Origin of the sequence: Shimia fortis, from assembly GCF_040225985.1 — a bacterium.
Classification (GTDB): domain Bacteria; phylum Pseudomonadota; class Alphaproteobacteria; order Rhodobacterales; family Rhodobacteraceae; genus Shimia.
Window position 1 is genome coordinate 1 of sequence record NZ_JBBPEU010000011.1, and the last position, 24036, is coordinate 24036.

The window sequence follows — 24036 nt, forward strand, 5'->3', positions numbered from 1 at the left end:
TACCGCCCGCCGGCGCCGGAAACCATCATCCCGATGGAACCCAGGCCAATCATGCACTAACATTCAAACTGGACCACTTAGGTGGGGCTGATCACTTCGGAGTAGGCGGCATGCGCCGCGCGATAGCGTGCATATCCCGGTTGGCCGGACTTGCAGGCCAGCATCGTGGTGAAATGTGCGACATCGCCATGCAGAATCTGTTCAGCCAGCGCTTCGGAGGCAGAGAGCTCTGAGTGGAATACGGGAAGAGCGCCAAAAGCTGTGCGTATCTCAGAAGCTTCGGCAGCACCGTGACGATGGCCGGTGATCAGGCCAATGATGTGTTCGGGGCAGTCAAATTGTTCATTGATGCTCTGTGATGAGAAGCCCGCCTCTATCGAACCTGTAGCGGGCACGACAATCAGATCAGCCTTCGCAAGTGCCATCGACAAAGCGTCTTCAGGATAGGCCTGTGTATCGATCAGGACGATGTCAAAGCCGCGTGTCACGGCAGCAGCCAATGCATCCTCTACGCGCTCGTCTCTTGAACATTCCGCCAATTCCAACTGATGTGGCCGGAACCGGCAAGCCGCCATCGCAGCCAGCCATGTCTGTAATGTGGAAGGGTCGTGACACTTGGGGCCCCTGCAGGCTTGACTGGTGCAATCCATCACCATCACACGCTTACCCAAGGCCAGAAATCCCGACGCCAACGCCATAACTGCCGTCGTTCGACCGGACCCGCCCTTAGCTGCATGAATGGTGATGGTGTGCATACTGCATGTCCTCGTTAATTCACAGAATACTTCATTATTCATAAAATACTTCATGGTTGCAATGGGTCAATTCCTGACCCTTGCGTTATGAAGAACGAACTTGAAAATGATGCTCTGTTGGACGCGTTCAGCCGTGAACTGAGACGAGCGCGAACCGAAGCGGGGATTTCACAAGAAGAACTGGCTCATCGCGCCGGTAAGAGTATCCGGTACATTTCCTTGCTGGAAAGCCGTAAACATCAGCCGAGCTTGGCGACGCTTAAAAGTGTTTGCGAGGGGTTGGGTGTTTCGATGTCCGCGTTCGTTGCCAAAATCGAGGCTAATCTGAGTTCAAACTGATAGTGCTCAATCGCTCGTCAAAGCTCTGCTAGGACAGCACGTGCACGGAGTTATCTGCTCATGATACTTATTTCTGCAGCTATCGCGTTAGTGCTGGTCTTGAGTTTATTCTTTTGCGATAGTTCGACTTAACTTTTATTATTTAAAAATAGTTACTTATTGGAGGCGGCTTGATGGCGTCTTACACTTCTACGGGGCCAGCAGGTGTCGATGCTGAGATGACCTTCTCTGCTGTGATGGCGGCACACCTGATATCAGAACAAACTCACCCTATACTTCCGTATGGAGCGATCCCAGCCACGATTTCTCTCCAGAGGCGCGATGGCCCAGCTGGCTTTGATGACCTGGTCATCGAGTGGGTTCGAGGTGACGATTCTGGAGTTGTTTACGTTCAGTCAAAGCGTCCCATCGCCATCGGTAACAATTCAACATTCCGTTCATTGGCCCGTGCGTTGGCAGAATACGACTGCGAAGGAGAATGGTCCGCCGCAATTGTTGCTACTTCCATCACGCCAAATCTGGAGGACGTTCAGGCGCTCCTTGAATCTTCGAGATTGGCAACAAGCCACAGCGAGTTCACTTCTAGGTGGTCAGAGCCTGGCGTTCTCAATGATGCGAAGCGAACTGTGTTAGAGGGTTTTGAGTCCGCCACTGACGGCCTGAATGAAGACGCTGTGTGGAACGCTATGCGTCGCCTCAGAGTTTTTGAACATGACTTAGCACTTGGTACATCGCGTGACCGTTCGATGTGCATCCAAATGCTATCGCAACGATTAGCCAACCCTTTTGATGCTGAGGCTAGCTTTGACGCAATCCGGGCCAAGTTTCTCGCTTCCGCACATCTTTCGCCCACCTATGATCGGGTAAAGCTGGCCTTGGAAGTCCCAACTCTTGTGGTCCAGCCACGAGAACGCGACCTTAAGGCAATCGACAAAATTCATGCGGAATCCAGTAATTCAATAGTTGCAATAGATGACCGGATTGAAGGGGCTGGATGTTCAATATCACTGTTGCGTCCAGAGATTTTAAGAACACTCGAACAGTCTTTCGCTTCCCATAAAACAGTTCGACTACAAGGTGATGCAGGTTCGGGGAAATCGTCACTGCTCAAACGATACTCAGCTACTTCTAGTAAAAGCAAACTGGTGCTGAACGAACGGCGGGTTTCAGGTCGAACTTGGTCGGAAGTGACCGCTAAATGGGGGAGTTCGATATCAGCACAAGAAACAATAGATGCAATGTCTTTGTCTGGGGATTGTTTGTTGGCAATTGATGGTGCTGATCGAATGCTGCTGGATCACCGCCGTGGCGTCGTAATGGACTTGTTTCGTGCTATCGCTGGGTCACCCTTTAGAGAACGCTGGTCAATAATTACCAGCGCTCGCGACTTTGGCCCACAGGACATCATCCACAACGCCCTTTCAGAAACGAACCTCGAAACAGGTAAGGTGATCACAGTTGGGTCTCTTAAAGAAGAAGACTTAGATGCTGTTGCGAAGGCCTTTCCCAACATAGGTGCACTAGTAAAACGTTCTGATCTGGCGGGCCTCAATAACAATCCCTTCATGCTTGGGCAGTTGCTGGCAACAAAAGATGTATCGAAGGCATTGACGGAGGTTGAATTAGCGGAAGCTTGGGCCACACGTGGCTCAACGTCCACGCCGGCAGATCATCGCCGAGACCGGGCCGTAGCCCAACTCGCAGCGTCTCGCCTCTCAACGCCAACAATTGTTGCTGGTAGCGCTGATTTAGATGCGGAAGGTGTTGCGACGCTCATTGCCGAGGGAACCGTGCAGCGTCAAGTTCTGAGTGGTGGCATACAATTTTCCCATGATGTCTTTGACGATTGGGCTTTGGCACGTGAGATGGCTCGTGATTGGAGATCTTTACCAACGTTATTGAAGAAAGCCGATGAACCCTTGTGGTGGCAACGCGCGGTGCGACTTGTAGCGCTAATCAAGCTCGAACAGGGTTTGTACGATGAATGGGGTACACTCCACTCGATACTAAAGAGCGAAAAAGATCTGGACCCCGCTTGGGCACGAATTGTGCTTGCAGCGCCTTTGCATTCCGAAAGATCCGGGGAACATTTATTGAACCTAAACTCGATGCTTATGGATCAGCAAGGTAAACTCCTATCGGAACTTTTGGAAACCTTAAGGATCTTCGAAACTCGCATTGATCAGAACTACCTTGGGTCGCCTGTATTCGTAGACATGACCGAAGCCGAGCGCTTGCAAATGGCCAGCTATTTCAAAGAACCTGTTTTGCGTCCCTGGCTTGCATTTTTTCGCTGGTCGATCGGTGATTGGACAGAATGGCCCGAAAATCACATTCCGGCTCTTGTCGAAGTGTCAACGATTTGGACTCAGCACTATGAAAGACTCCCCAATTGGATTTCTAAGCGTATCGGAACTCTGATCAAAAACTGGCTATTAGCTGTTGAAGATTATGAGCACCCGAAGGGGCGTTGGCGCTATGACGCGGAGAGAGAACCTCCGTTTGCCCTTGAGCTCAGGTATGACGGCTGGGAAAAGCTTGAACGTGATCTTCAGCGAACGCTCACAATGTGTGCGGCTTCAGCCCCTGACATCCTAAAGTCTTATCTCTGTCGCTTAACAACCAACCAACATCTTCGAGCACCTCGCGAACGATTGTTGGAAGCGCCTCGGCAGCTTCCAACACTTATGCCGGAAGAATGGGTGGACATGCTGAGTGCCTCCCTTCTTCGCAGAGAGCGGCAGCGTCGAGAAGGGATTCTAGGTCCGTCTAGCTGCTTCGAATCGCCAACGTCATTTCACGACGCCGGAATCAGTGATGAATACCGTTTTTCCAACAGTTCCCCTCATCAACTGGGATGGGATCAACTGTTTGCCAACAACCCTGAAATAGCTCTAACCATGATGCATCGCCTTGAGATGCGAGCGGCCGTTTACTGGCGCAATCGAGAGAAACGGAGGGAAGGACGAAAACCGCGCCCGCTCATACTTCACCTTAATGGTGATAGGCTGCAGCTCTGGGGAGATGAAACGGTTTACAGGTGGTCAAGAGCAATACTCGGTCCTCATTCATTGGGTTCAGCATATCTTGCGTTGGACAACTGGCTTCATGAACAACTTGGAAAAGAAACCGATCTCAAAGAGCTTCTGCCGAAAATATTTCAAAACAACGGCCTTGTTTCTACAGCCGCTCCAGTGATCAACGCCGTCGCCCATTATCATAACAACCGTCCCGCACTGTCGGCTATTGCGCCGCTGTTGGCAGCTCCACGCCTTTGGAATTTCGACATTCGCCGTCATATGGATGATCGTAGCCCTACGCATCGCATCGGAGGGTTTGGGGCAGGTCAACATCATCAAGAAGCCACCGAGGAAATCTGGAAAAGATACCACGACAGAGAACCTTTTCACCTCCAACTTCTCCTGCCGTTCCACCTTATGGCGGATCAAGAAGCCCAAGCCTTTTTGCAAGAACGCCGTGTTCGTTGGGCCCTCGACGATCTAGCTGATTTCGAACACGAGCTCGAGAGTGAAATCTGGCGAGCTGAAACTCAAGGAACACTTGAACGATATCTGAGTGATGCAGACCCAAAGTCTGTTCGCGTTGATGAAACCCACGAAGCTGACAAAATTGTTGTTCGGTTGGAACCTCCGAAGGATGTTGCCGCAGAGCTAGAGACACAAAATGTTGAGCATGCACGTGCCAACTCGCTAAGCGAGTTAGCAGTTTGGGCCGAACGCTCAGCAGAAGCTGGGGAGGTTGACGATGCGTTTGAGCTTCAGGAGGCAGTAGATCGCCTAAATGAACTCGTGTCTGAAGAAGATGCACTAAGAACTGACTTCTCTGGCCGGATGATACAGGCGGCATCTGCTGGTGTAGCCTCTGTTCTGGCAACACTTGGCCCATCCGATATGATTCAAGTCGATACCGACTGGGTACGTGATCGTCTACTTAACGCGATACATCGGGTTCGGCCGAATGAGGAGGCAATGTTTCTTGTTCCAGAATCGTTGATGTCATTTGACCCACAAACGATTGCCGCGAGCGGCATTGCCGCCCTTGCTTCACGTGGGTTTGCCACGGATCTGGATACGATCGTTGCTGAATTGGCGACTCATCAACTGCATGCTGTGGAAGCTGCTACTTTAAAAGGGCTTGATTGGGATCGGCGACCTGATTTTTCTTGGCGTTGTGTAGTCGCTGCACTGGACACTTGTGTTTTCAATTCAAGCTATGAATGGGATTCTCCCAGACGAAAAAAGCGCGCGCAGAGATCAAATATTCGGCGTCACAAAAAGGCAGTTAGGTTTGTGATCGGTCGCCGGCAACTTCGTGGCCCCGTTTTGCCTCCGAAGCCCTTTCACACCCGCTTAGTTCGAACCCGGAAGGCTTGGCCTCCCGTTACCAATGCAAGATTTAGGGTTCAGACATACTATCACTGGGGAAAATTTAAGACGCTGGTCGAAACTGTTCCCTTCGATAAGTTGGGGGAACCGGAAAAAGGCTTTCTCTTCGAGTATTTCCTGGGATTGGTTGAGTGGGCACGATTGCTAAGAGATGAAGATGAGAAGCCAGGCGGCTACAGAAGCGATTTTCCTCACGAATTGGTGCACACGCTAGCCAAACAGATCGGCCGGCTTGCCGCAGTTTCGCCTGATAACGATGCTTGGAAGGCACTAACAGACCTAGAAAGATGGCAGTACAAGGGTGATTTGATCGGAACCTACCTTGATGCGGTTACCCATGATCTCATTGCAAGCGAGCGCGCCCCAGACGATCGCTTTTGGAGAGCTTGGCAGCCTGCAGCGGACTGGGTTTTGCGTAATCTTGTTCCAGAGCGCAAAAATGATGGCAGGCAAAGCTTGGGGGACGCGGTGAGAGCAGCGGGGTTCGTGGGTCCGTATATAACCCCAATTCCACCGAATTGGCCGCATTTGGAACTCCTTTTGCCGAGGATAGACGGCTGGGTAAAGGTCACGAAGCACAATGCATCGGCCGCCAATGCCGTGCTCTCAATATGCGAGCGCATGTCGTTAACTCAACTAGAAGAGTGGTTTGTTCCCTGGCTGGCATTGTATAATCATGAGCATGGGAGCGATGCCGACTTTTGGCTGTACGCTGGTTTCTCCGACAAGGCCGCTGGGTTGCTGGCCCTACTGGAAGGCCAATCCAACGGCACACGGATTCAGGTTAGAAGAATTCTATCTGTCATGGCCGATTCTGGATCAATAGCGGCACGGGAAGTATTGCCTCGATTTGCATCTCAAAGACCGCGTTAAAGGTATGATTTTAGTAAGATACAATGGCCATTAGAGGTGTTTCGCCAGGTGCACTGCGAATGTGGGCGAAGCAGACCAAAAATGCGGCATACTGACCAGGTAATTAAGCGCTGTTTTGCGCCAAAAACGTGGGGGGTTTAGATAAAAGATGGCAGCCCAATCCGGCCTTTTAGCGCTTCGCATTCCAACGTCCGTTACCAGGTTTTCTACCTGACACAATACCTACGCATCCACTTGCCATACAACCATGACGACACTACGACTGCTGTAGTCCAATCCCGATTATTTTTGAGTTTTCCATGCAGTACATTGCCAATGGCCCAGATATTCCCGAAGCACTTCTTGAAGCCCACGAAGACGGAAACGTCGTGTTCTTTTGCGGTGCCGGAATATCTTACCCAGCAAAGCTGCCAACCTTCTACGGTTTGGTGAAAGCTGTATACGACGAACTTGGGGAGGATCACGATAGCGCCGAAGCCGAAGCAATGAAGGCGTACAAATATGATACAACTCTTGGCTTACTGGAACGAAGGCTGCCTAAAGGGCGTTTGAGAGTGCGTGAAGCAATTGCTAGCGCGCTTCGACCAAATTTAGCTGGGAAGAAAGCGACGCAGACACATGAGGCGCTCCTTCGGCTTAGCAAGACACGCTCCGGCGCCACGCGGCTCATAACGACGAACTTTGATCGGGTTTTTGAAGAAGTCATAGAGACGAAAAAGACCAATACACCAACTCACGCTGCCCCACTGCTTCCAGTTCCAAAGAACAGGTGGGATGGGCTGATCTACCTTCATGGCCTTTTGGACGGCACGGGTTCCGAAGCGAACCTAAACAGTCTCGTTGCCACAAGTGGTGATTTTGGCTTGGCTTACCTCATTGAGAGATGGGCTGCGCGCTTTGTGTCTGAACTGTTTCGCAACTATACAGTCTGTTTTGTTGGGTACAGTATCAACGATCCCATTCTCCGCTACATGATGGACGCTTTGGCAGCCGATACCATGATGGGTGAAAAGACCCGAGTCGCATATGCGTTTGGAAACTATACACCAAGCAAAAAGGATCAAACCGAATCCGAGTGGGCAACCAAAAACGTAGTTCCCATCCTCTATAAAAACCGCAGCCATCACTATTACCTGCACGAAACGCTTCATGCATGGGCCAACAGCTATCGAGATGGCATCAATGGCAAGTCAGCCATTGTGGCGCGTCATGCACACCACAAACCAAGTGGAAGCACAGTGCAGGATGATTTCGTGAAGCGGATGGTTTGGGCGCTAAGCGATCCAACAGGTCTACCCGCGAAGCATTTTTCTCAACTCGATCCTGTCCCACCAATCGATTGGTTAGAGGAGTTCTCCAAACGGAGATTTGGCATTGATGATCTCCCGCGATTTGGTGTGCCAAGGAGTGATCTCTTCAACACAAGCCATAACCCAGAGTTCAAATTCAGCCTTCTGTCCAGACCTTCCCCATCCCATTTAGCCCCTCCAATGTCGCTGGTTGATCCCAATGCTGGACGTGGACCCGATTGGGACAAGGCAATGGATGCTCTAGCGAGGTGGATGGCAAGGCACCTGGAACAACCCGAAGCCCTTTTCTGGGTTATTGGACAAGGTAGCAATCTAAGCCCGCGTTTCGAATGGCACCTTAAGAGAGCTTTGGAGAATGCAAACCACCTTAACCCGACCATGCGAAAGCTTTGGGAATTTGTAGTTTCAGGGTACGCCCGATCACGCCACTACAATGGCGGTCTTTTCGGGTGGGAAGATCGCTTGAAGAAACACGGGAACACACCGTTTGTAAGGCAGGAGTTCAAGGAGGCACTGCGCCCCTCACTGAAGATATCACGTCCATATTCTTTCAGAACAGATCCTTCAGGAGATACTAGTGAAAGGATTTCTACGATTGCCAACGTTGAAGTGGCGCTGGCATCCGATCACGTTCATTCAGCATATGAGCGCATTCTGAAAATCGAACAATTCGAAGGATTTTTAGCACATATCTTGACCGACATGTCGGAGCTGCTGTCAGAAACGCTCGGGCTTATGTGCGAAGCTGAGATTTCATCCGAGCTTGACGACTACAGCTACATTCAACTCCCGTCGATTTCAGACCATGATCAAAACAAGGACTACAACGACTGGACACTCTTGGTGACCCTGTGCCGCGACGCTTGGTTGGCGACCGCAGATCAAAACAGCGAAAATGCGAAAGCGATGCTAACGATCTGGGCAAGTTCCAAGCATCCAGTATTTCGTAGGCTGGTCTTTTTTGCGTTGGCACAGAGACCTGACCTAGTTTCGTTCGAGACATCGCTGTCGTGGCTCTTGGATGACGGCGGACATTGGCTTTGGGCAACCTCCACAATGCGAGAGGTGATGCGCTTGCTGGTTGCATTCGGTCCAACTTTGACTGCTGGTCATATGCAGAGGCTCCAGGGAGCAATAGTCGAAGGACCTCCTAGGACGCGGTTCAGAGATGATATTAGCGACGAAGATTTTGAACGTTTTTCAGATCGCATGCGCTGGTTGAGATTGAAAAAACTCCTTTCAAATGGAGGAACCGCAACAGAAAACGCGGACGCTTTCATCGCGTCGGTAGAAGCGCGCTATCCTGAATGGCAATTGGCGCGTGATGACCGCGATGAATTTCCTATGTGGAGTTCCAATGGTGAAGAGCAACCAATCGAACAATCACCTAAGAACATAAAGAAGCTGGTTGAGTGGCTTCGAAACAACCCTTCATCAGAAAGTGCTCTCACCGGAGACAACTGGCCTGAGAGATGTCGCCACGACTTCAGGCGTTCGTTCTTTGCCTTAAAGAAACTGGCAAGCGAAAAGGTGTGGCTCCCTCAACGATGGGCTGAAGCCTTGTACGCATGGTCTAGTGATGAGCTTCTAGATCGTTCATGGAAACATGCTTCCTCCGTTATTGTGGGAATGCCAGACGAGTACTTTGTTGATGCTCTGCACGCGATTGCGTGGTGGGTAAGTCGAATATCAAAAAACGTTGGGCGGCGTGAAGAGGCGTTCTTTGCGATTGTTGATCGAATAATAGAAACTGGGACCAAAACCGTCGAAGCTTCTGAAGATTTTTCGCTCAATCACGCTTTAAACCACCCGGTTGGCCATGCCGCAAGTTCACTCTTGAACTGGTGGTTCTTGCGGGAGCTGGAAGATGATCAGGGACTTCCAGATGAGCTGAAGGGGCGATTTGCAGAGATGTGCAATGCTGATAATCAGCCCCTTTGGATCGGCTCGGTTATTCTTGCGCAACAAATTATCCCGTTACTGCGTGTGGATCAGGATTGGACCAAAGAGTACTTGATACCAGCGTTTGAATGGGATGCCGACGTTACAAAGGCCGCCGCGATGTGGGATAGTTTTTTGCATGCCCCGCGAATCTACCTACCACTGCTTGAATTACTAAAATCGCCATTTCTAGCAGTTCCTGACCACATTGGTGTTCTGGAAGAACCGTGCCTAAAGCAATACACGAGGTTCCTAACCTACATTGCTCTAGGCGAAGCTTCGGTCTTTAGTCCCACGGAACTTAAGGACGTATTTTCCAAGCTTCCTGCCGAATACCTCAATACTGTCGCTGAGACTTTGTTCCGTGCCTTGCAGGGAGCGGGAGATCAACAAGCTGAGTACCTGAAAAATCGAATTATTCCATTTATGAAAAGGTTTTGGCCTGGCAAACCGGAAGCACGAACACCGGAGACCTTTCGATATTTTGCGCAAATATGCGCTATTTCTGCGGGTGAGTTATCGTCAGCCTTTGAATGCTTTAGAGATCACCTGGGGCAAACAGATCACTTCGGATATCTTCTTCACCTTCTAACCGAAGGTGGTGTCGCTTCGGATTATCCTAGTGAAGTCTTGAATATTTTGAACGCCACGATTCCACAGCAGATCCAGTATTTGCTCGATGATCTGAAGCCACTTTTGGACGCGATACAGCTGGCTAGCCCGGCCCTCGCAGAAAATCCACAGTTCATTCGGCTGTCGATCCTTTCTCAACAACACGAAAACTAGAACAACAAAGGCGGCGCAACGCAGCTATATGAAGCGGCCGCAGTGAATGTCAGCTGCCCATCCAAACATGCGAGTACGGCTGGAAAGTACACAGATCAAAGCGCGTGTTTTAATGAAACACAAATCACGGTACTGCCGCTCGCCTCAGGCCTTACAGTCGACAATGAGGTATGAAGTGAGGTATGTTTTTATGTTTTTTGAAAAATATTAATAAATAACAATAAATTATAGAATTAGATATACTCCCTTCGTCTCCGCCACCCACAACTGTTTGGTTATAGATTTTCAATTAGAAATGGGCACTGGCACAATTTCGTTCCCACACATATTCCAACACCTTGCGTTTGTATCTTTTTGATCAGTCGTCCAATACTGAGCCACCCCCGAAATTCGGACACTGACGCAAACTACGATTTGTTGTCTGCTGATCTTCAACGAAGTGGAAATCAGCAGATGTCGAAACGGAAGAACCATTCGCCTGAGTTCAAGGCGAAGGTGGCGCTGGAAGCGCTGAAGGGTGAGCGGACGGTTGCTGAACCAGCAAGCCAGTTGGGCGTTCACCCGACGATGATCCACAGCTGGAAGCGTGCGCTGCTTGAAGGCGCGTCTGGCGTTTTCGAGCGTGGCGGCAAGAAAGCCCCAGAGATCGGCATCCTGCGGGTGGTTGTTCGTTGCGCTAACACTTGTCAGCGGTACACCCGATGATTACGCTGTCCCCAGTCCGTGTAGAGGTCTGCCATGATAGTTCGGAACTGTGTTTCCGCCTGCTTGGGCGGGATGTCTGCGGTATCACCTTCTCCGAACACTCCGACGATATCACCAACAGCGACATCCTTGATGCCGGTCACATCCGCTACGATGGCATTCATAGAAACCTTTCCCAAAACGGGCGCCAGTGTATCCCGGATCGCAACAGTACTGCCCTCGTGCGCGAGGCGTCTGAACCCGTTTTCATAGCCAATCGAAATACAGGCCAGACGACAATCCCTTTCCAGACGGTGCGCTCGGTCATAACCAACCGTCATTCCCCGCGGATAGTCCTGCAGGCTGACGACGCGGGCCTCGAGATCCATTGTCGGTCGAAACCCCAGATCAGGCCGCAAAATCCCGTAAAGGATCGCACCACAGCGATACATGTCGGTCGCAACATCCACTTCTGAGATCAGCGACAGGGAGCTGCCCGCATGAATCAGCATTTCACAGCGTTTCAGATCACTGTTTTCAAAGACCCACGCGGCCTGTTGCTGAAACTGATCCGAACTTTGCTTGAGATGTGTGGGATCATTGGATGGAAAATGCGAACAAATCCCATGAATATCCGACCCCAGAGTGGCAAGGATTTCGTGGCATGTGTTCTGCCCGTCCGCCGTCGAAATCTCCAACGCGTCGCGCGACATGCCCGCTGTATTCAACGCCAGATGGGCACCGGTGCGCAGTTTTCCTGCATCCAAAAGGGCGCGCAGCTGCTGCGCGGTGGTGACTGAGGCGACCTGTTCTTCGACACGATCAGCCAGCGCGCCCTCGATTTCCTGCAGTGTCGCTGCGCGCAAACGGATCAACGTGCCGTCGAACCCTGCGTCCCGAACAGCACGCGCTTCGGCATTAGATGTAATGCCGACTGTCTCTACTCCCTGCTCCCGGATCAAGGGCATGACTTGCGCAATGCCATGCCCATAGGCATCTGCCTTTAGCACCGCACAAAACCTGCGGCCGCCAGGGACAAGACCCAGCGCGATCTCCAGATTTCGCGAAATCCGGTCGCGGTGAATGGTGCACCAGGAGGTCGGGCTTGCGTCGCGCATGGTGACTACGTCTCGGACCCCAGCATGTCCTGCACAACTTGGCTGAACAGATCTACCGCGACAGGGACGAGGGCATCGGGGAAATCATAGTCGGGGTTGTGAAGTTGGGGGATATCTTCGCCAGCCCCAAGATAGAGCAAGGCAACTTTGGCCCCATCGTCGCCAAACCGCCCGAAATCTTCGGACCAGCGCATGGGTGTCGGCATCTCATGGCAGCGCTGCCCCAAGGCCCCGGCTGCGGTGCGGGCAATGCCGATGGCCTCGACATCATTCACCACGGCGCGAAACACATCATGCCACAAGATATCGACGGAAAGCCCCTCAGCGTGTTTTTCAACTATGTGCAGCGCCTCTTGCATCAGCGCGTCCATGCGCTCATTGGTCATCGACCGCAGTGTCACGCGCAACTCGCCATCCGCCGGGGCGATGCCAAAGGTTGGTTCGCCCAGATTGGCATGGGTCAAGGTCGCCAGCGAGAACGCCTCATCCCCGATGGTGCCAAAGCTCAGTTCGGGTAGGCAGTTCATCAGAGCCGCCATAGCTGGCCCCGGCGACACGCCATCCTCGGGTGCAGCGGCGTGTGAGCTTTTGCCCTCAAGAAGGATCTGCATGCCGCGTGAGGCACAATTGCCGGGCCCTTCGCGAAGGCCCACTTCTCCCATCGGACGACCGGGCACGTTGTGATAGGCAAAGGCAAAGTCGGGCCGAATTTCTGGCCAGCGTGGATCATCTATCACCGCCTGAGCACCAGCACCGGTTTCTTCGGCGGGCTGGAACAGCAGAATGACGCGCCCCTTTTGCGGACGTGTCGCCAACCGTGTCGCGACGCCCAACAACGACACCATATGGCCATCATGCCCGCACAGGTGCCCCTTACCGGGAATGGTCGATTTGTAGGGCAGGTCCGAAATCTCGCGGATGGGCAATCCGTCCAGCTCACATCTCAAGAGAACCGTTGGGCCTTTCTCGCGCCCAGCAAACTCAGCAGCAACACCATGCCCGCCCAGCCCGCGCCAAAGCCGATCTGCCCCCAGTTTGGTGAGTTCTGCCGCGATGCGCTCTGCTGTCTGAACCTCTTCACCGGACACTTCGGGCGATTGGTGCAACGCGTAGCGCAGGGCCACAAGATAGTCTAACTGTTCAGATGAAAGAGCCTGCACCTGTACGACCTCAGAAAATCTCAACCAGGCCAGCGGCGCCTTGCCCACCGCCGACACACATGGACACCACGCCCCATTTCGCGCCACGTCGGCGCCCTTCCATAAGGATATGACCCACCATGCGTGCACCGGACATGCCATAGGGGTGACCGATGGAAATCGCGCCGCCGTTGATATTCAGCAGGTCGTCAGGAATACCCAGACGATTGCGGCAGTACAGCAGTTGCGCGGCAAAGGCTTCGTTGATCTCCCACAGATCAATATCCTCCATGCGCAGTCCGTTGCGCTCTAAAAGACGGGGCACCGCGACGACAGGCCCTATGCCCATTTCGTCAGGCGCAACGCCCGCCACGGCAAATCCGCGCAAGGCGCCGAGCGGCGCAAGGCCCCTGCGGCTAGCCTCATCAGCCTCCATCACAACCAGCGCGGCCGCACCATCCGAAAGCTGACTGGCATTGCCTGCGGTAACGGTCATGCCTTCGCCCCGCACGGCAGCGAGACTGGCCAGCCCCCCTGCCGTAGTGCCCGGGCGATTGCATTCGTCGGCGGTCAGCGTGATGGTTTCCTCGAAGGTTTCCTTGGTGGTCTTGTCCGTAGAGGTCTTTGTGGCCGTGACTGGCACGATTTCATCGTCAAGCAGACCATCAGCTTGCGCTTTGGCGGTGCGAATCTGGCTCTGCAGGGCATAGGCATCCTGCGCCTCACGGCCGACCCCATATCGCTCTGCCACCAATTCGGCGGTATCCAGCATAGGCATGTAATAGGCCTCTGCCACCGACGGATCGTTATAGCGATACCCGTTCCAATGCGCGTTCTGCACAAGCGAGATGCTCTCCAGCCCTCCGGCGAGCGCGACATCCACTGCTTCGCCCTGCACCATATGCGTGGCGATGGCGATGGCGTTCAGACCCGAGGCGCATTGCCGATCCACGGTGGCCCCCGCGACGCTGTCGGGCAGACCCGCGGCTTGCACAATGTGGCGCGCGACATTGACACCGGACGACCCCTGCGTGAGCGCAGATCCGAACACAGCCTCTTCCACCTCCCCACCGCTCAGGCGCGCGCGGGCCAGCGCGGCCTGGACCGCCGGGGCGGCAAGGCTCGGCACTTCAAGGTTGTTGAACGCACCGCGATAGGCCTTGCCAATCGGTGTGCGGGCATATGAAACGATAACGGCCTGTCGCATGGGCAAATCCTCAGATGCTTTCAACGCCGCACCAGTCGGCTATAAACATGGCCGTGGCCTTGGTCACGCGGCGCATGCTTTCCAGTTCGACACGTTCGTTGAACCCATGAATGGCCTCGGCGCGCGGGCCATAGACCAGTGCGGGCGTATCGGCATAAAGGCCAAAGAACCGTGCGTCGGTTGTGGCCGTGATGGCTTCGCGCACGAGGTCTTCGCCAGTGGCAGATCGGTGCGCATTTTCCAGCGCCGCAATTGCCGAAGTGGCCTTGGCTGAACTGTCCTGTGACAGGGCGTAACCCTCGGCATGAAACCCGTGATAAACGATCTCAGGCAGCGAGTTGCGCAGGAAGTCGTTCTGCCGCGCCGCATCCAGAATGACCTGTTCAATCTCGGCCTTTGCGGCGTCAATTGACTGTCCCGGGAACAACCCCATGCGCACGTCAAACACACACCAGGCCGGGACCGAGCTTGTCCAGTCACCGCCTTCGATCTTGCCGACATTCAGATTGAGCGCGTGATCCATATGAGCGTAGTCGCTGGTCCGGTTTTCCGCCGCGTTCCAGCGGTGTTCCATATCATGCAGCGCGGTGATCAGAGGAACGGCCGCCTCAATCGCGTTGGCTCCGCTGCCGGCATAGGCCACATGGGTGGGCAAGCCTTTGAGATGCACTTGGAACCACAGGACCCCCAACTGCGCCGTGACCAAATGTTCCGAAAACGGTTCGGGGATCAGTGCGGCATCAGCGGTATACCCCCGAGCGAGACAGGCCAGCGCGCCATTGCCGGTGCACTCTTCCTCGACCACCGATTGGTAGAACACATCCGCAGCGGGCGCGAGGCCACAGGCGTTGAGCGCATCAAGTGCAAAGAGGTTCGAGGCCAGCCCGGCCTTCATATCACCGCCCCCCCGGCCATAGAGCCAGCCGTCCTCGACCCGCGGATCGAACGGCGGGGAATCCCACATGTCCAGCGGTCCGGCGGGCACCACGTCGATATGCCCGTTCAAGATCAGCGATCGACCCGCCCCGGTTTTGGACCGGTGCGTGCCCACGACATTCACGGCATCCTCATACGGCCCAATCACCGGAGAAAACCCGGGCAGGTGCTGAATCTCGGCCACGTCAATCTGCCATTGATCGAGTTCATAACCCCGGTCAGCTAACGCGTTGGCCATGAAAGCCTGCGCAGATTGCTCCTGCCCTCTGGTCGAGGGATGCGCGGTGAGGTCGGCAAGAAAGGCGACCTGCCGGTCAAAAGCGGCATCCACGGCATCGCATAAACGGGTGTTAAGTTCGGTTTGCATACATAACCTCAGAAAACGGGCAGTGTGGTATCTGGGACAATCAGGGGCGCGCCGGTCGCTTCGCGGACCTCGGCAAGGCTGATCCCTTCGGCAATTTCGACAAGTGCATAGCCTTTTGGCGTGACGTCAATGACCGCCATATCGGTAAAAATTCGCGACACACAGCGCCGCGCCGTCAGTGGCAGGGTGCATTCATTCTTGAGCTTCGGATTGCCGACTCGATCGGTATGGGTGGTCACAACCACAACCCGGCGCGCCTTTTGCGCCAGCTCAATGCCGCCGCCTACACCGGGACTGAACTTGCCCGGGATCTTCCAATTGGCCAGATCTCCCCGGCTGCTGACCTCAAACGCACCGAGCATGGTCAGATCCAGACGGCCCGAGCGCACCATGGCAAAGCTGATCGCGCTGTCGAAAAAGGCCGACCCCGGCACGGTCGAGACATAGGCCCCGCCCGCGTCAATAAGGTTCCGATCGGCCCTTTCCGGGGGCAGAGAGGGACCAATGCCGGTCAATCCGTTTTCCGTATGCAGACAAACCGGAAAATCGGCCGGAAGATGGTCGACGACCTTGGTTGGCAAGCCAATGCCCAGATTGACTACCATGCCGGGGGCAATCTCGCGCGCAGCGCGAGCAATCATACGGGTTCTAGCGCTGGACAACGGCGTATTCCCTTGAAAGCGCACCCAATTCGGTGACGTGATCAACAAACACACCGCTTGTATGAACGGCGTCCGCGTCCAGAGCGCCCAATGGTGTGACGGTTTCGGCCTCGGCAATCACGCAATCCGCGGCCATTGCCATCAGCGGATTGAAATTCCGCGCGGTTGCGACGTAAGCCAGATTGCCAAAAGTATCGGCGCGATCGGCATGGATCAGTGCAAACTCAGCGCGTAACGCCGTTTCGACAAGATGCGGCTTACCGTCCACCTCGACCACCTGCTTGCCATCTGCCAGTTCAGTGCCGATGCCGATATCGCTCAGTACGGCGCCAATCCCGGCGCCTCCTGCGCGGATTCGCTCGGCGAGGATACCTTGGGCGTTAAACTCGACCTTGATCCGGCCGCTGTTCATCAGGTCGATGGCATGGCTGTTAAGCCCCAGATGCGTGGTGATCAGGCGCGCTACCTGACCGCTTTGCAAGAGGTGATCGATGCCCATGCCCGGCTCGTTGGCGTCGTTCTTGATCAGCGTCAGATCGCGGGCGCCATGATCAACCAGCGCATGGATCAATGCCATGGGCGTGCCGGGAACACCAAAGCCGCCCACCATGACCGTATCGCTGTCTTTGATATGGGCCACGGCTGCGGCCATGTCACAGCGTTTGTCCGGCAGTCTCATGCCTCCACCTCCAGAGGCAGGCCAACCTCAGCAGCAAACGCATCAAGCGCGTCGCGTAGAATGGTCATCAGTTCAGCGATCTGCGCCTCGGTAATGATCAGCGGCGGTGCAATCAGGAAATGATCCCCGGCTGTACCGCCGCGGGTGCGACGGGAATAGATGATCAGCCCCCGTTCGTAGGCAAGGTCGACAAGGCGATCATAGGCATTCAGACTTGGGTTCAACGGTTCCATCGTGTCACGGTCGGAAACAAGTTCGAACGCGGTCAACAACCCCTTGCCGCGTACATCGCCGATGAAGGGATAGCGATCCATCAGCGCGCGCAGCTCATCCATCAGGACCTCGCCCATCGCGGCGGCATTGGCGATCAGGTTCTGGTCTTCCAACTCTTCCAGCACTGCCAGCCCAGCAGCGCAAGCCAGGGGGTTGCCCGCATAGGTGAAACCATGGGCGAAACCACCGGCATCCAGGATCGGTTCGACAAGACGCTTACCAGCGACAACAGCCCCCAGGGGTGCATAGCCCGCCCCAAATCCTTTAGAGAGCGCCACGATATCCGGGGTGATGCCCCAATGCTCGGCAGCCAGAAACTTGCCCGTGCGGCCCGCACCGGTCATCACTTCATCATAGATTAGTAGCACGCCGAATTCGTCGCAAATGTCACGAATGCGTCCATAATAGCTGTCAGGAGCAACCAAAGCGCCGGTGGACGCCCCTCCGACAGGTTCCATCAAAAAGGCCAACACGTTATCCGGTCCTTCGGCGAGAATCTTGTCGCGAAGCAGTTCAGCGTATTTCAAACCGCGCGCGTCTTCGCTCAGGTTGTCGCGGTCCAGATAGGTTGCAGGGGCGGCGATCTTGGGCATGCCCTCCAACATCGGCGCGAAAGGCTCGCGCAGCGGGTCATATCCGGTCAAATCCAGCGCCCCGAAAGTACAGCCGTGATAGGAGGGAAAGCGCGAAATCACCTTGTAACGATCGGTTTGTCCTTGCGTGACTGCATATTGCCGCGCCAGTTTCACGGCGCTTTCAACCGCCTCGGAACCACCGGAGACAAAGAACACGCGGTCCAGCCCGTCAGGTGTCATGGCGACAGTTTTCGCAGCCAGATCCTCGGACGGATGCGTGCGAAAGTGCAGCCGGTAGCCAAATGTCGCGCGATCCATCTGCGCTTTGATTTTCTCCAGCACGCGCGGGTTTGAATGCCCGATATTCGACACCATCGCCCCCGAAGAGCCGTCGATATAGCGCTTGCCGCTTTCGTCGAACAAATAGATGCCTTCCCCCCGATCCAGAAACGGGCGTGGGTTGCGGCTTTGGTAGAACAGGTAGGACTCGTCGCTCACGATGCACCTTCAATGTGTTTGCGTAGGAATTCGCGGGTTCTGTCCTGGGTCGGATTTTTGAAAAGAACGCTCGGCGGGCCTTCTTCAACCACGACGCCCTTGTCCATGAACAATACGCGGTCACAGACCGAGGCGGCGAAGTCCATCTCATGCGTAACGATGATCATGGTCATGTGCTCTTCGGCCAGCTTTTTCATTACCATATTGACCTCTTCCACCAGCTCCGGGTCGAGCGCCGAAGTGGCCTCGTCAAACAGCATCAGCTTGGGTTTCATGGCCAAGGCGCGGGCAATCGCAACCCGTTGTTTCTGGCCGCCGGAAAGCTGCGAGGGGTAATAGTCGATCCGCTCCAGCATCCCGACCTTGTCCAGTTGCTCTTCGGCCAGCTTGTCTGCTTCGGCCTGAGACAGGCCCTTGAGCAACTTCGGCGCCATAGTGACGTTTTCACGCGCGGTCATATGTGGAAACAGGTTGAAGTGCTGAAACACCATACCGACGTGCTGACGCATTTCGTTGATATGCTTTTCATATTGGCGATGCGGCAGGGTCTTGTTGACCTGCACACCGTCCAGCCAGATTTCACCACCAGTCAGCGGGTCCAGATCGTTGATCGCGCGCAGCAGCGTGGATTTGCCAGATCCGGACGATCCGATGATCCCGACAATCTGGCCACGCTCGACGTTCAGGCTGATGTCCTTGAGCACCTCAAGCGAGCCAAAGGATTTCTGGGCGTGACGGATTTCGACAAAGTGTGTCTGTTCGGTCATGATTTGCCTCTTTGGTCAGCGCGAGATGGAAATGCGGCGTTCGATCTTGCGCTGCACCCATTCCATGCAAAGGTTGATGACATAATAGAAAGCGGCGGCGAGGATGTAGAACTCGAACGGGCGATAGGTCTTGCCGATCACCCTCTGCGCCGACAGCGTAAGCTCGCTGACACCGATCACCGAGACCAGCGCGCTGTCTTTCAAGAGCGCGATCATGTTGTTGCCGATCGGCGGGATGACGGCGCGCACCGCCTGAGGAATGACCACTTTGCGCAGTGCCTGCGTGCGGCTCAGACCCAAAGTGCGCGCGGCTTCCATCTGGCCCTTGTCCACGGCAAGGATCGCAGTCTGGATCAGTTCCGAATTATAGACCGCAAAGTGCAGCCCCAACCCGATGATCCCGGCCACAAAGGCAGGCAGGTCAATGCCGATCTGCACCAGCCCGAAATAGATCAGGAACAGCTGTAACAAGAGCGGTGTTCCCATGAACACCCATTCGATCAATCGGAACGGCTGGCGAACAAGCCAAGGGGCGTAAAGAGCGATCACCGCAAAGATGATGCCGCAGACAAAGCTTAGCAAAGCGGCTGCAACCGTGATCCCGATGGTCCAGCCAACACCCAGCAGGATGATGTCCATGTATTTGGGAATAATCGAAAAATCGAGGCCCATTTGTCTGTCCTTTTCCGATCAGGTGATCTGTACTTTGCGATCAAGCCAGGCAACGCCACGGCCGACCACGTAGATGATGATCATGTAGAGAACCCCCGCGAGCAGGAACATTTCGAAGGGCTTGTAGGTCGATCCGATATAGCGCTGGGCCGTGTAGGTCAGCTCGACTACCGCAATCGCGGCCACCAGCGCGGTGGCCTTGATCAGCATGTTCAAGTTCACACCCAACGGGCGCACCATCAGGCGCGCGGCCTGCGGCAGGATCACCTTGTAGGTGGCTTGCCAGCTGCTCAGCCCCAAAGTGCGGGCCGCTTCGCGTTGCCCCTTGTCGATGGCGATAATCGCACCACGGATCGTCTCGGTCATATAGGCGCCGGCATTGATGCCCAGGCCGATCACGCCGGCTTCGAAGGCGTCCAACTGAATTCCGATCTGGGGACCGCCAAAGTAAAGAATAAAGAGTTGGATCAGCGCGGGCGTGCCGCGAAACAGGCTGACATATGCGGCTCCAAGAAACCGAAGGACCGCGAATCGCGAGAGCCGGGCAGCGGCGCCCAACGTGCCACAGATCAACCCCAGGATCGCTGTCAGAACCGACAGCAGAATGGTGACCCACGCGGCCTCCAGAAAGAAGGGATAGACCTTCAACATCAGGTCAATGTCCATGAGTCACTCCTTTTGGGTATCCGACCCGAAATCGTCCGGACGGCGCAAAGGCTGCCTCGGCACATATTGCGTAAAGTATCGGATAACTTTGGCGCCCGTGGATGGGGCAGTAAAGGATCCTCGCTCCTTCAACAGCCACCACGTTGAATATCCCCGCCGCTGTCGGTCGGCGGGGAGAGGTGTCTTAGCGAATGTCTGCGCCAATCCACTTTTCGGCGATGGCCAGATAAGTGCCGTCATCCATCATGGATTGCAGAGCAGCCTGCATTTCTTTGGCGAGCTTCGGATTTCCTTCACGGATAGCGATGCCTGCGCCAAACGGCTCCGTGGTCGGGTCGCCAAACATCTCGAACTCCTGACCCTTTTCGCCCATGGCGAGGATGGCCGCGATCGAGTCGTTGACAATGGCGTCCACACGGCCGTTTTCCAGTTCCAGCAGCAGTTCGGGCAGACCTTTGTAGGTGTTGATGTCATAGCCTTTTTCGCGCGCCCAATCTTCGTGGGTTTCGCCAAGGGTCAGGCCAACTTTCTTGCCCTCCAGATCTTCAAGGCTGGAAATGCCCGAGCCCGGCTTGCTGAAAATGGCGCGCTTGTCCGAGTAATAGGGACCAACAAAATCAACCACTTCATCGCGCTCTGCAGTAATGGTCATCGATCCGACGATGGCGTCATATTTGTTGGCCAGCAGGCCGCCAATAATGCCGTCCCACGCGGTGGTTACAATTTCCACTTCCATGCCCATACGCTTGGCAATCTCGGTGCCAATGGCCGGGTCAAAACCAACAACTTCGTTCTGATCGTTCACGAAGTTGAACGGAGGATAGGCGCCGGACATCGCAATGCGGATTACGCCTTTTTCTTTCAGCGCGTCGAGCTCTTCTGCAACTGCAGTGTTCAAGCCAAACACCGCCAGACCGGCGGCGGCAATTGCGGATTTCAAGATGGTACGGCGAAAAGTCATTTATGTCTCCCTGTGAGAATCATGCCGGGGTGTTTCCCGATCAGTGCCTGCGGGCGGACCCGCTTGTGAAAAAACTTGCATAACCCGCCAATATTGCGCAAACAGATAATAGCTACATTCAATATAGATTTTGTCTATGAGCCTTCCGCAACAACAACGCTTTCCCTGGAACCTTGACTGGAACCTTCTGCGCACCTTCATGGTTGTGGTCGAGCAGGGCGGCATATCCAAAGCCGCCGACTTTCTGGGTCTTAAGCAGCCCACCGTTTCTGCAGCCCTCAAACGCCTTGAGCAATCGACAGGCAAGCAGCTTGTCATTCGCAAGCCCAACGAGTTCACCATCACGCGACCCGGACAGGCGCTTTATACGGAATGCGCCAATATCTTTGGCACTATTTCACAGCTTCCCTCGCTGCTTGATGTCGACCGCGCCGAACTCAGGGGGCATTTGTCGATCGCTATCACGAGTTCCGTGATATCCGAGCATTTCGACGAGATCCTGAGTAATTTCGCCAAGACCCATCCACATGTCACCTATTCTTTCTCGGTGCATGAAAGTGAAGATGTGGAAACGATGGTGAACCAGAATCGGGCCAGCTTCGGAATTTGCCTACTTTCCAAGCTGCCTAGAAATCTGGACTCTGTAATCCTTTATCGAGAGTTTTTCGGCCTTTACTGCGGGGCCCGTCATCCATTGTTCAACGCCAAGGAAATCAATCCCAATGATCTGCAAGGGGAACCATTCGTCGCCTTTCAGACTGAGGCCGAGGGGGGACCCTTGCATGCCATTTCACGGCTTCGCGCACGCTTGGGCTTGGCCACCAGCTGGCGTGGTGTGTCCTCAAGCCTTAATGAAATCCGCCGTCTGATCATGGCGAATGTCGGAATTGGCGCCCTGCCCCTTCATGTGGCTAAACAGGACGTTCTTGCCGGGAGTATCCGGCAGTTGCCACCCTATGACGACCTGCCAATGGTCAACATCTACCTCATCACCAACCCGGCACGCCGCCAGTCAGATGCCGAAACCGAGTTCCTGTCGGCATGCACAGCCGAATTGGATGCGATTGATATTGAAGAACGAACCTATGGCCTGAACTGAACCTCCATTAGACACATGTTCCGTTTTCGATCAGCGTGCTCGGCCAACTCCACCAAACGAATGTGAATACACAGCAGGCATTTTTTGAAGTCGAGCTGCCACGCTCGGTCTCCTTGACAGACGGCTTGCTCGAACGCTTGCGAGACTAGTCTGCAGCGCTGTCTTACAGTGGCTCGAAGTTATGCGAACACAGCGAACGTCCGGAATGATGGGCCGCGGTGAGCCGAAAACAAATACAGCGAGTACCCGATCTAGGCCAAACTTACCAACGCCAGTGTCTATAATCGGTGCTGCGCAGTTGTGAGTGCATGATGCAGCATCCAACACTTTTGGGCTCGAAATTAGTTTTCGCCGCTGTTCAGATGTCGATCCGCTCCGCAATACTCAGAGCATCTTCCAACTCCACCCCAAGGCAACGCACTGTGCTATCGCACCGTCGTGTGGCCAAGCAGAAGTAGCAAGGCGCGAAGGTTGCCAGTCTTTCGGTAGATCTCAGCGGCTTTGGTTCGGCGCAGAGAATGAGTTCTGAGAGGCATTTCGTTCCCACACCCAGCGTTGGCTTAGGGTGAACGCGCGTGAGCCGCAATAGCAGCGTGTGAATTTCATCTGTTGTAATAGCTTTATTAAAATAAATTCCGACGAACGGAGAAAGCACGAGACAAACATAGGTTATACGGACCTCGTCTCCGCCATTACCAAATGCAAATTCGATTTTTGTCCGAGCTGAAACCTATGGCGGTTGGATCGGGCTGTTGGGGAACCGTCACACAGTCTGAAACCGGCTTGGCGTTCCTGCCGGAAACTGGGGAAAAACGGGAGTTCAATGAACCTACCTGCTGACGGAGGGATGCCGAAATCGATCGTTGCGGATTCGCGTATGCGCAGATGCGCAAGCGGAACCCCAGTTGGCCCACCGGTTCACAGGCTCGATTGGCGACCTCTTGTGTCCGCTTTGCGGCGGGGGGATGGCAAATTGTCCGGATCACAGCCCATGGCGGCCACCTGTTGTTGACAGACTCAGGATAGTTTGACTATGTGCCCGTGTTCTGGTCCGGGTGGGATTCCACCTGGTGAAAAGGGAACGAGGTGCGGCGTATGCCAAATCCTCGACTGCCCCCGCAACTGTAAGCGGCGAGCTAGCCCGGCAAAAGCCACTGTTCCTTTTGGGGATGGGAAGGCCCGGGTGGGCGATGACCCGCAAGTCAGGAGACCTGCCAGAATGATCACCCTGTCCGGACGCGGGGCGCGTCATGGGCAACGGTCCTTCCGTAGTGGTGGCATCTAGCTTCACCGTCTGCGGAGTCCACCTCCAAGGACATTCTA

At 54.6% G+C, this 24036-nt stretch carries 16 protein-coding genes, 2 pseudogenes and 1 riboswitch; of the genes and pseudogenes, 5 read left to right on the forward strand and 13 right to left on the reverse strand.

Going from position 1 to position 24036, the window contains the following annotated elements:
* Nucleotides 1-77 precede the first annotated feature (77 nt).
* Nucleotides 78-755, reverse strand: coding sequence for a ParA family protein (locus WNE31_RS15105; protein ID WP_349980783.1), 678 nt, complete (start codon nt 753-755; stop codon nt 78-80).
* Between the two features lie 87 nt (nt 756-842).
* On the opposite strand from WNE31_RS15105, the gene WNE31_RS15110 reads away from it, so the two are divergent.
* The 4 genes and pseudogenes from WNE31_RS15110 to WNE31_RS15125 all read left to right on the forward strand — a co-directional run.
* A complete protein-coding gene (locus WNE31_RS15110) occupies nt 843-1094 on the forward strand; it encodes a helix-turn-helix domain-containing protein (protein ID WP_349980784.1) in 252 nt (83 codons plus the stop codon).
* Nucleotides 1095-1267: 173 nt separating this feature from the next.
* Nucleotides 1268-6373, forward strand: a complete 5106-nt coding sequence (locus tag WNE31_RS15115) for an NACHT domain-containing protein (RefSeq protein ID WP_349980785.1) — start codon at nt 1268-1270, stop codon at nt 6371-6373.
* A 299-nt stretch (nt 6374-6672) separates the two neighbouring features.
* Nucleotides 6673-10410: an anti-phage defense-associated sirtuin Dsr1 gene (dsr1, locus tag WNE31_RS15120; RefSeq protein WP_349980786.1), complete on the forward strand. Its 3738-nt coding sequence runs from the start codon at nt 6673-6675 to the stop codon at nt 10408-10410.
* A 453-nt stretch (nt 10411-10863) separates the two neighbouring features.
* Nucleotides 10864-11028, forward strand: a pseudogene (locus WNE31_RS15125) (transposase); the annotation flags it as partial.
* Between the two features lie 68 nt (nt 11029-11096).
* Here WNE31_RS15125 and WNE31_RS15130 read toward each other — a convergent pair.
* The 11 genes from WNE31_RS15130 to WNE31_RS15180 all read right to left on the reverse strand — a co-directional run bounded on the left by WNE31_RS15130 (nt 11097) and on the right by WNE31_RS15180 (nt 21614).
* Entirely contained in the window at nt 11097-12212 is a 1116-nt protein-coding gene (locus WNE31_RS15130) for an alanine racemase (protein ID WP_349980787.1), read from the reverse strand.
* Nucleotides 12213-12217: 5 nt separating this feature from the next.
* Nucleotides 12218-13372 carry an amidohydrolase gene (locus tag WNE31_RS15135; RefSeq protein WP_349980788.1) on the reverse strand — a complete coding sequence of 385 codons (1155 nt, stop codon included), beginning with the start codon at nt 13370-13372 and terminating at the stop codon, nt 12218-12220.
* Nucleotides 13373-13382: 10 nt separating this feature from the next.
* Nucleotides 13383-14558, reverse strand: a complete 1176-nt coding sequence (locus WNE31_RS15140; RefSeq protein WP_349980789.1) for a thiolase family protein — start codon at nt 14556-14558, stop codon at nt 13383-13385.
* A 10-nt stretch (nt 14559-14568) separates the two neighbouring features.
* A complete protein-coding gene (locus tag WNE31_RS15145) occupies nt 14569-15861 on the reverse strand; it encodes an ArgE/DapE family deacylase (protein ID WP_349980790.1) in 1293 nt (430 codons plus the stop codon).
* Nucleotides 15862-15869: 8 nt separating this feature from the next.
* Complete coding sequence (locus tag WNE31_RS15150) at nt 15870-16502, reverse strand: 3-oxoacid CoA-transferase subunit B (RefSeq protein WP_349980791.1); 633 nt, start codon at nt 16500-16502, stop codon at nt 15870-15872.
* A gap of 7 nt (nt 16503-16509) precedes the next feature.
* A complete protein-coding gene (locus tag WNE31_RS15155) occupies nt 16510-17202 on the reverse strand; it encodes a CoA transferase subunit A (RefSeq protein ID WP_349980792.1) in 693 nt (230 codons plus the stop codon).
* Nucleotides 17199-18551, reverse strand: a complete 1353-nt coding sequence (locus tag WNE31_RS15160) for an aminotransferase family protein (RefSeq protein WP_349980900.1) — start codon at nt 18549-18551, stop codon at nt 17199-17201. The genes WNE31_RS15155 and WNE31_RS15160 overlap by 4 nt, the downstream gene beginning before the upstream one ends.
* Nucleotides 18545-19315 (reverse strand): amino acid ABC transporter ATP-binding protein, encoded by a 771-nt coding sequence (locus tag WNE31_RS15165; protein WP_349980793.1) that lies wholly within the window; start codon nt 19313-19315, stop codon nt 18545-18547. The genes WNE31_RS15160 and WNE31_RS15165 overlap by 7 nt, the downstream gene beginning before the upstream one ends.
* A 15-nt stretch (nt 19316-19330) precedes the next feature.
* The gene (locus tag WNE31_RS15170; protein WP_349980794.1) at nt 19331-19987 is read right to left on the reverse strand and encodes an amino acid ABC transporter permease; all 657 of its coding nucleotides are present in this window, start codon (nt 19985-19987) and stop codon (nt 19331-19333) included.
* An 18-nt stretch (nt 19988-20005) separates the two neighbouring features.
* Entirely contained in the window at nt 20006-20653 is a 648-nt protein-coding gene (locus tag WNE31_RS15175; RefSeq protein WP_093093685.1) for an amino acid ABC transporter permease, read from the reverse strand.
* 184 nt (nt 20654-20837) lie between these two features.
* Nucleotides 20838-21614 carry a transporter substrate-binding domain-containing protein gene (locus tag WNE31_RS15180; RefSeq protein ID WP_349980795.1) on the reverse strand — a complete coding sequence of 259 codons (777 nt, stop codon included), beginning with the start codon at nt 21612-21614 and terminating at the stop codon, nt 20838-20840.
* 136 nt (nt 21615-21750) lie between these two features.
* Between WNE31_RS15180 and WNE31_RS15185 the strand changes: the two genes are divergently transcribed.
* Nucleotides 21751-22713 carry a LysR family transcriptional regulator gene (locus WNE31_RS15185; protein ID WP_349980796.1) on the forward strand — a complete coding sequence of 321 codons (963 nt, stop codon included), beginning with the start codon at nt 21751-21753 and terminating at the stop codon, nt 22711-22713.
* 358 nt (nt 22714-23071) lie between these two features.
* On the opposite strand, the pseudogene WNE31_RS15190 reads toward WNE31_RS15185, so the two are convergent.
* A pseudogene (locus WNE31_RS15190) lies at nt 23072-23237 on the reverse strand (integrase); the annotation flags it as partial.
* A gap of 506 nt (nt 23238-23743) precedes the next feature.
* Nucleotides 23744-23946, forward strand: a riboswitch (cobalamin riboswitch).
* Nucleotides 23947-24036 lie beyond the last annotated feature (90 nt).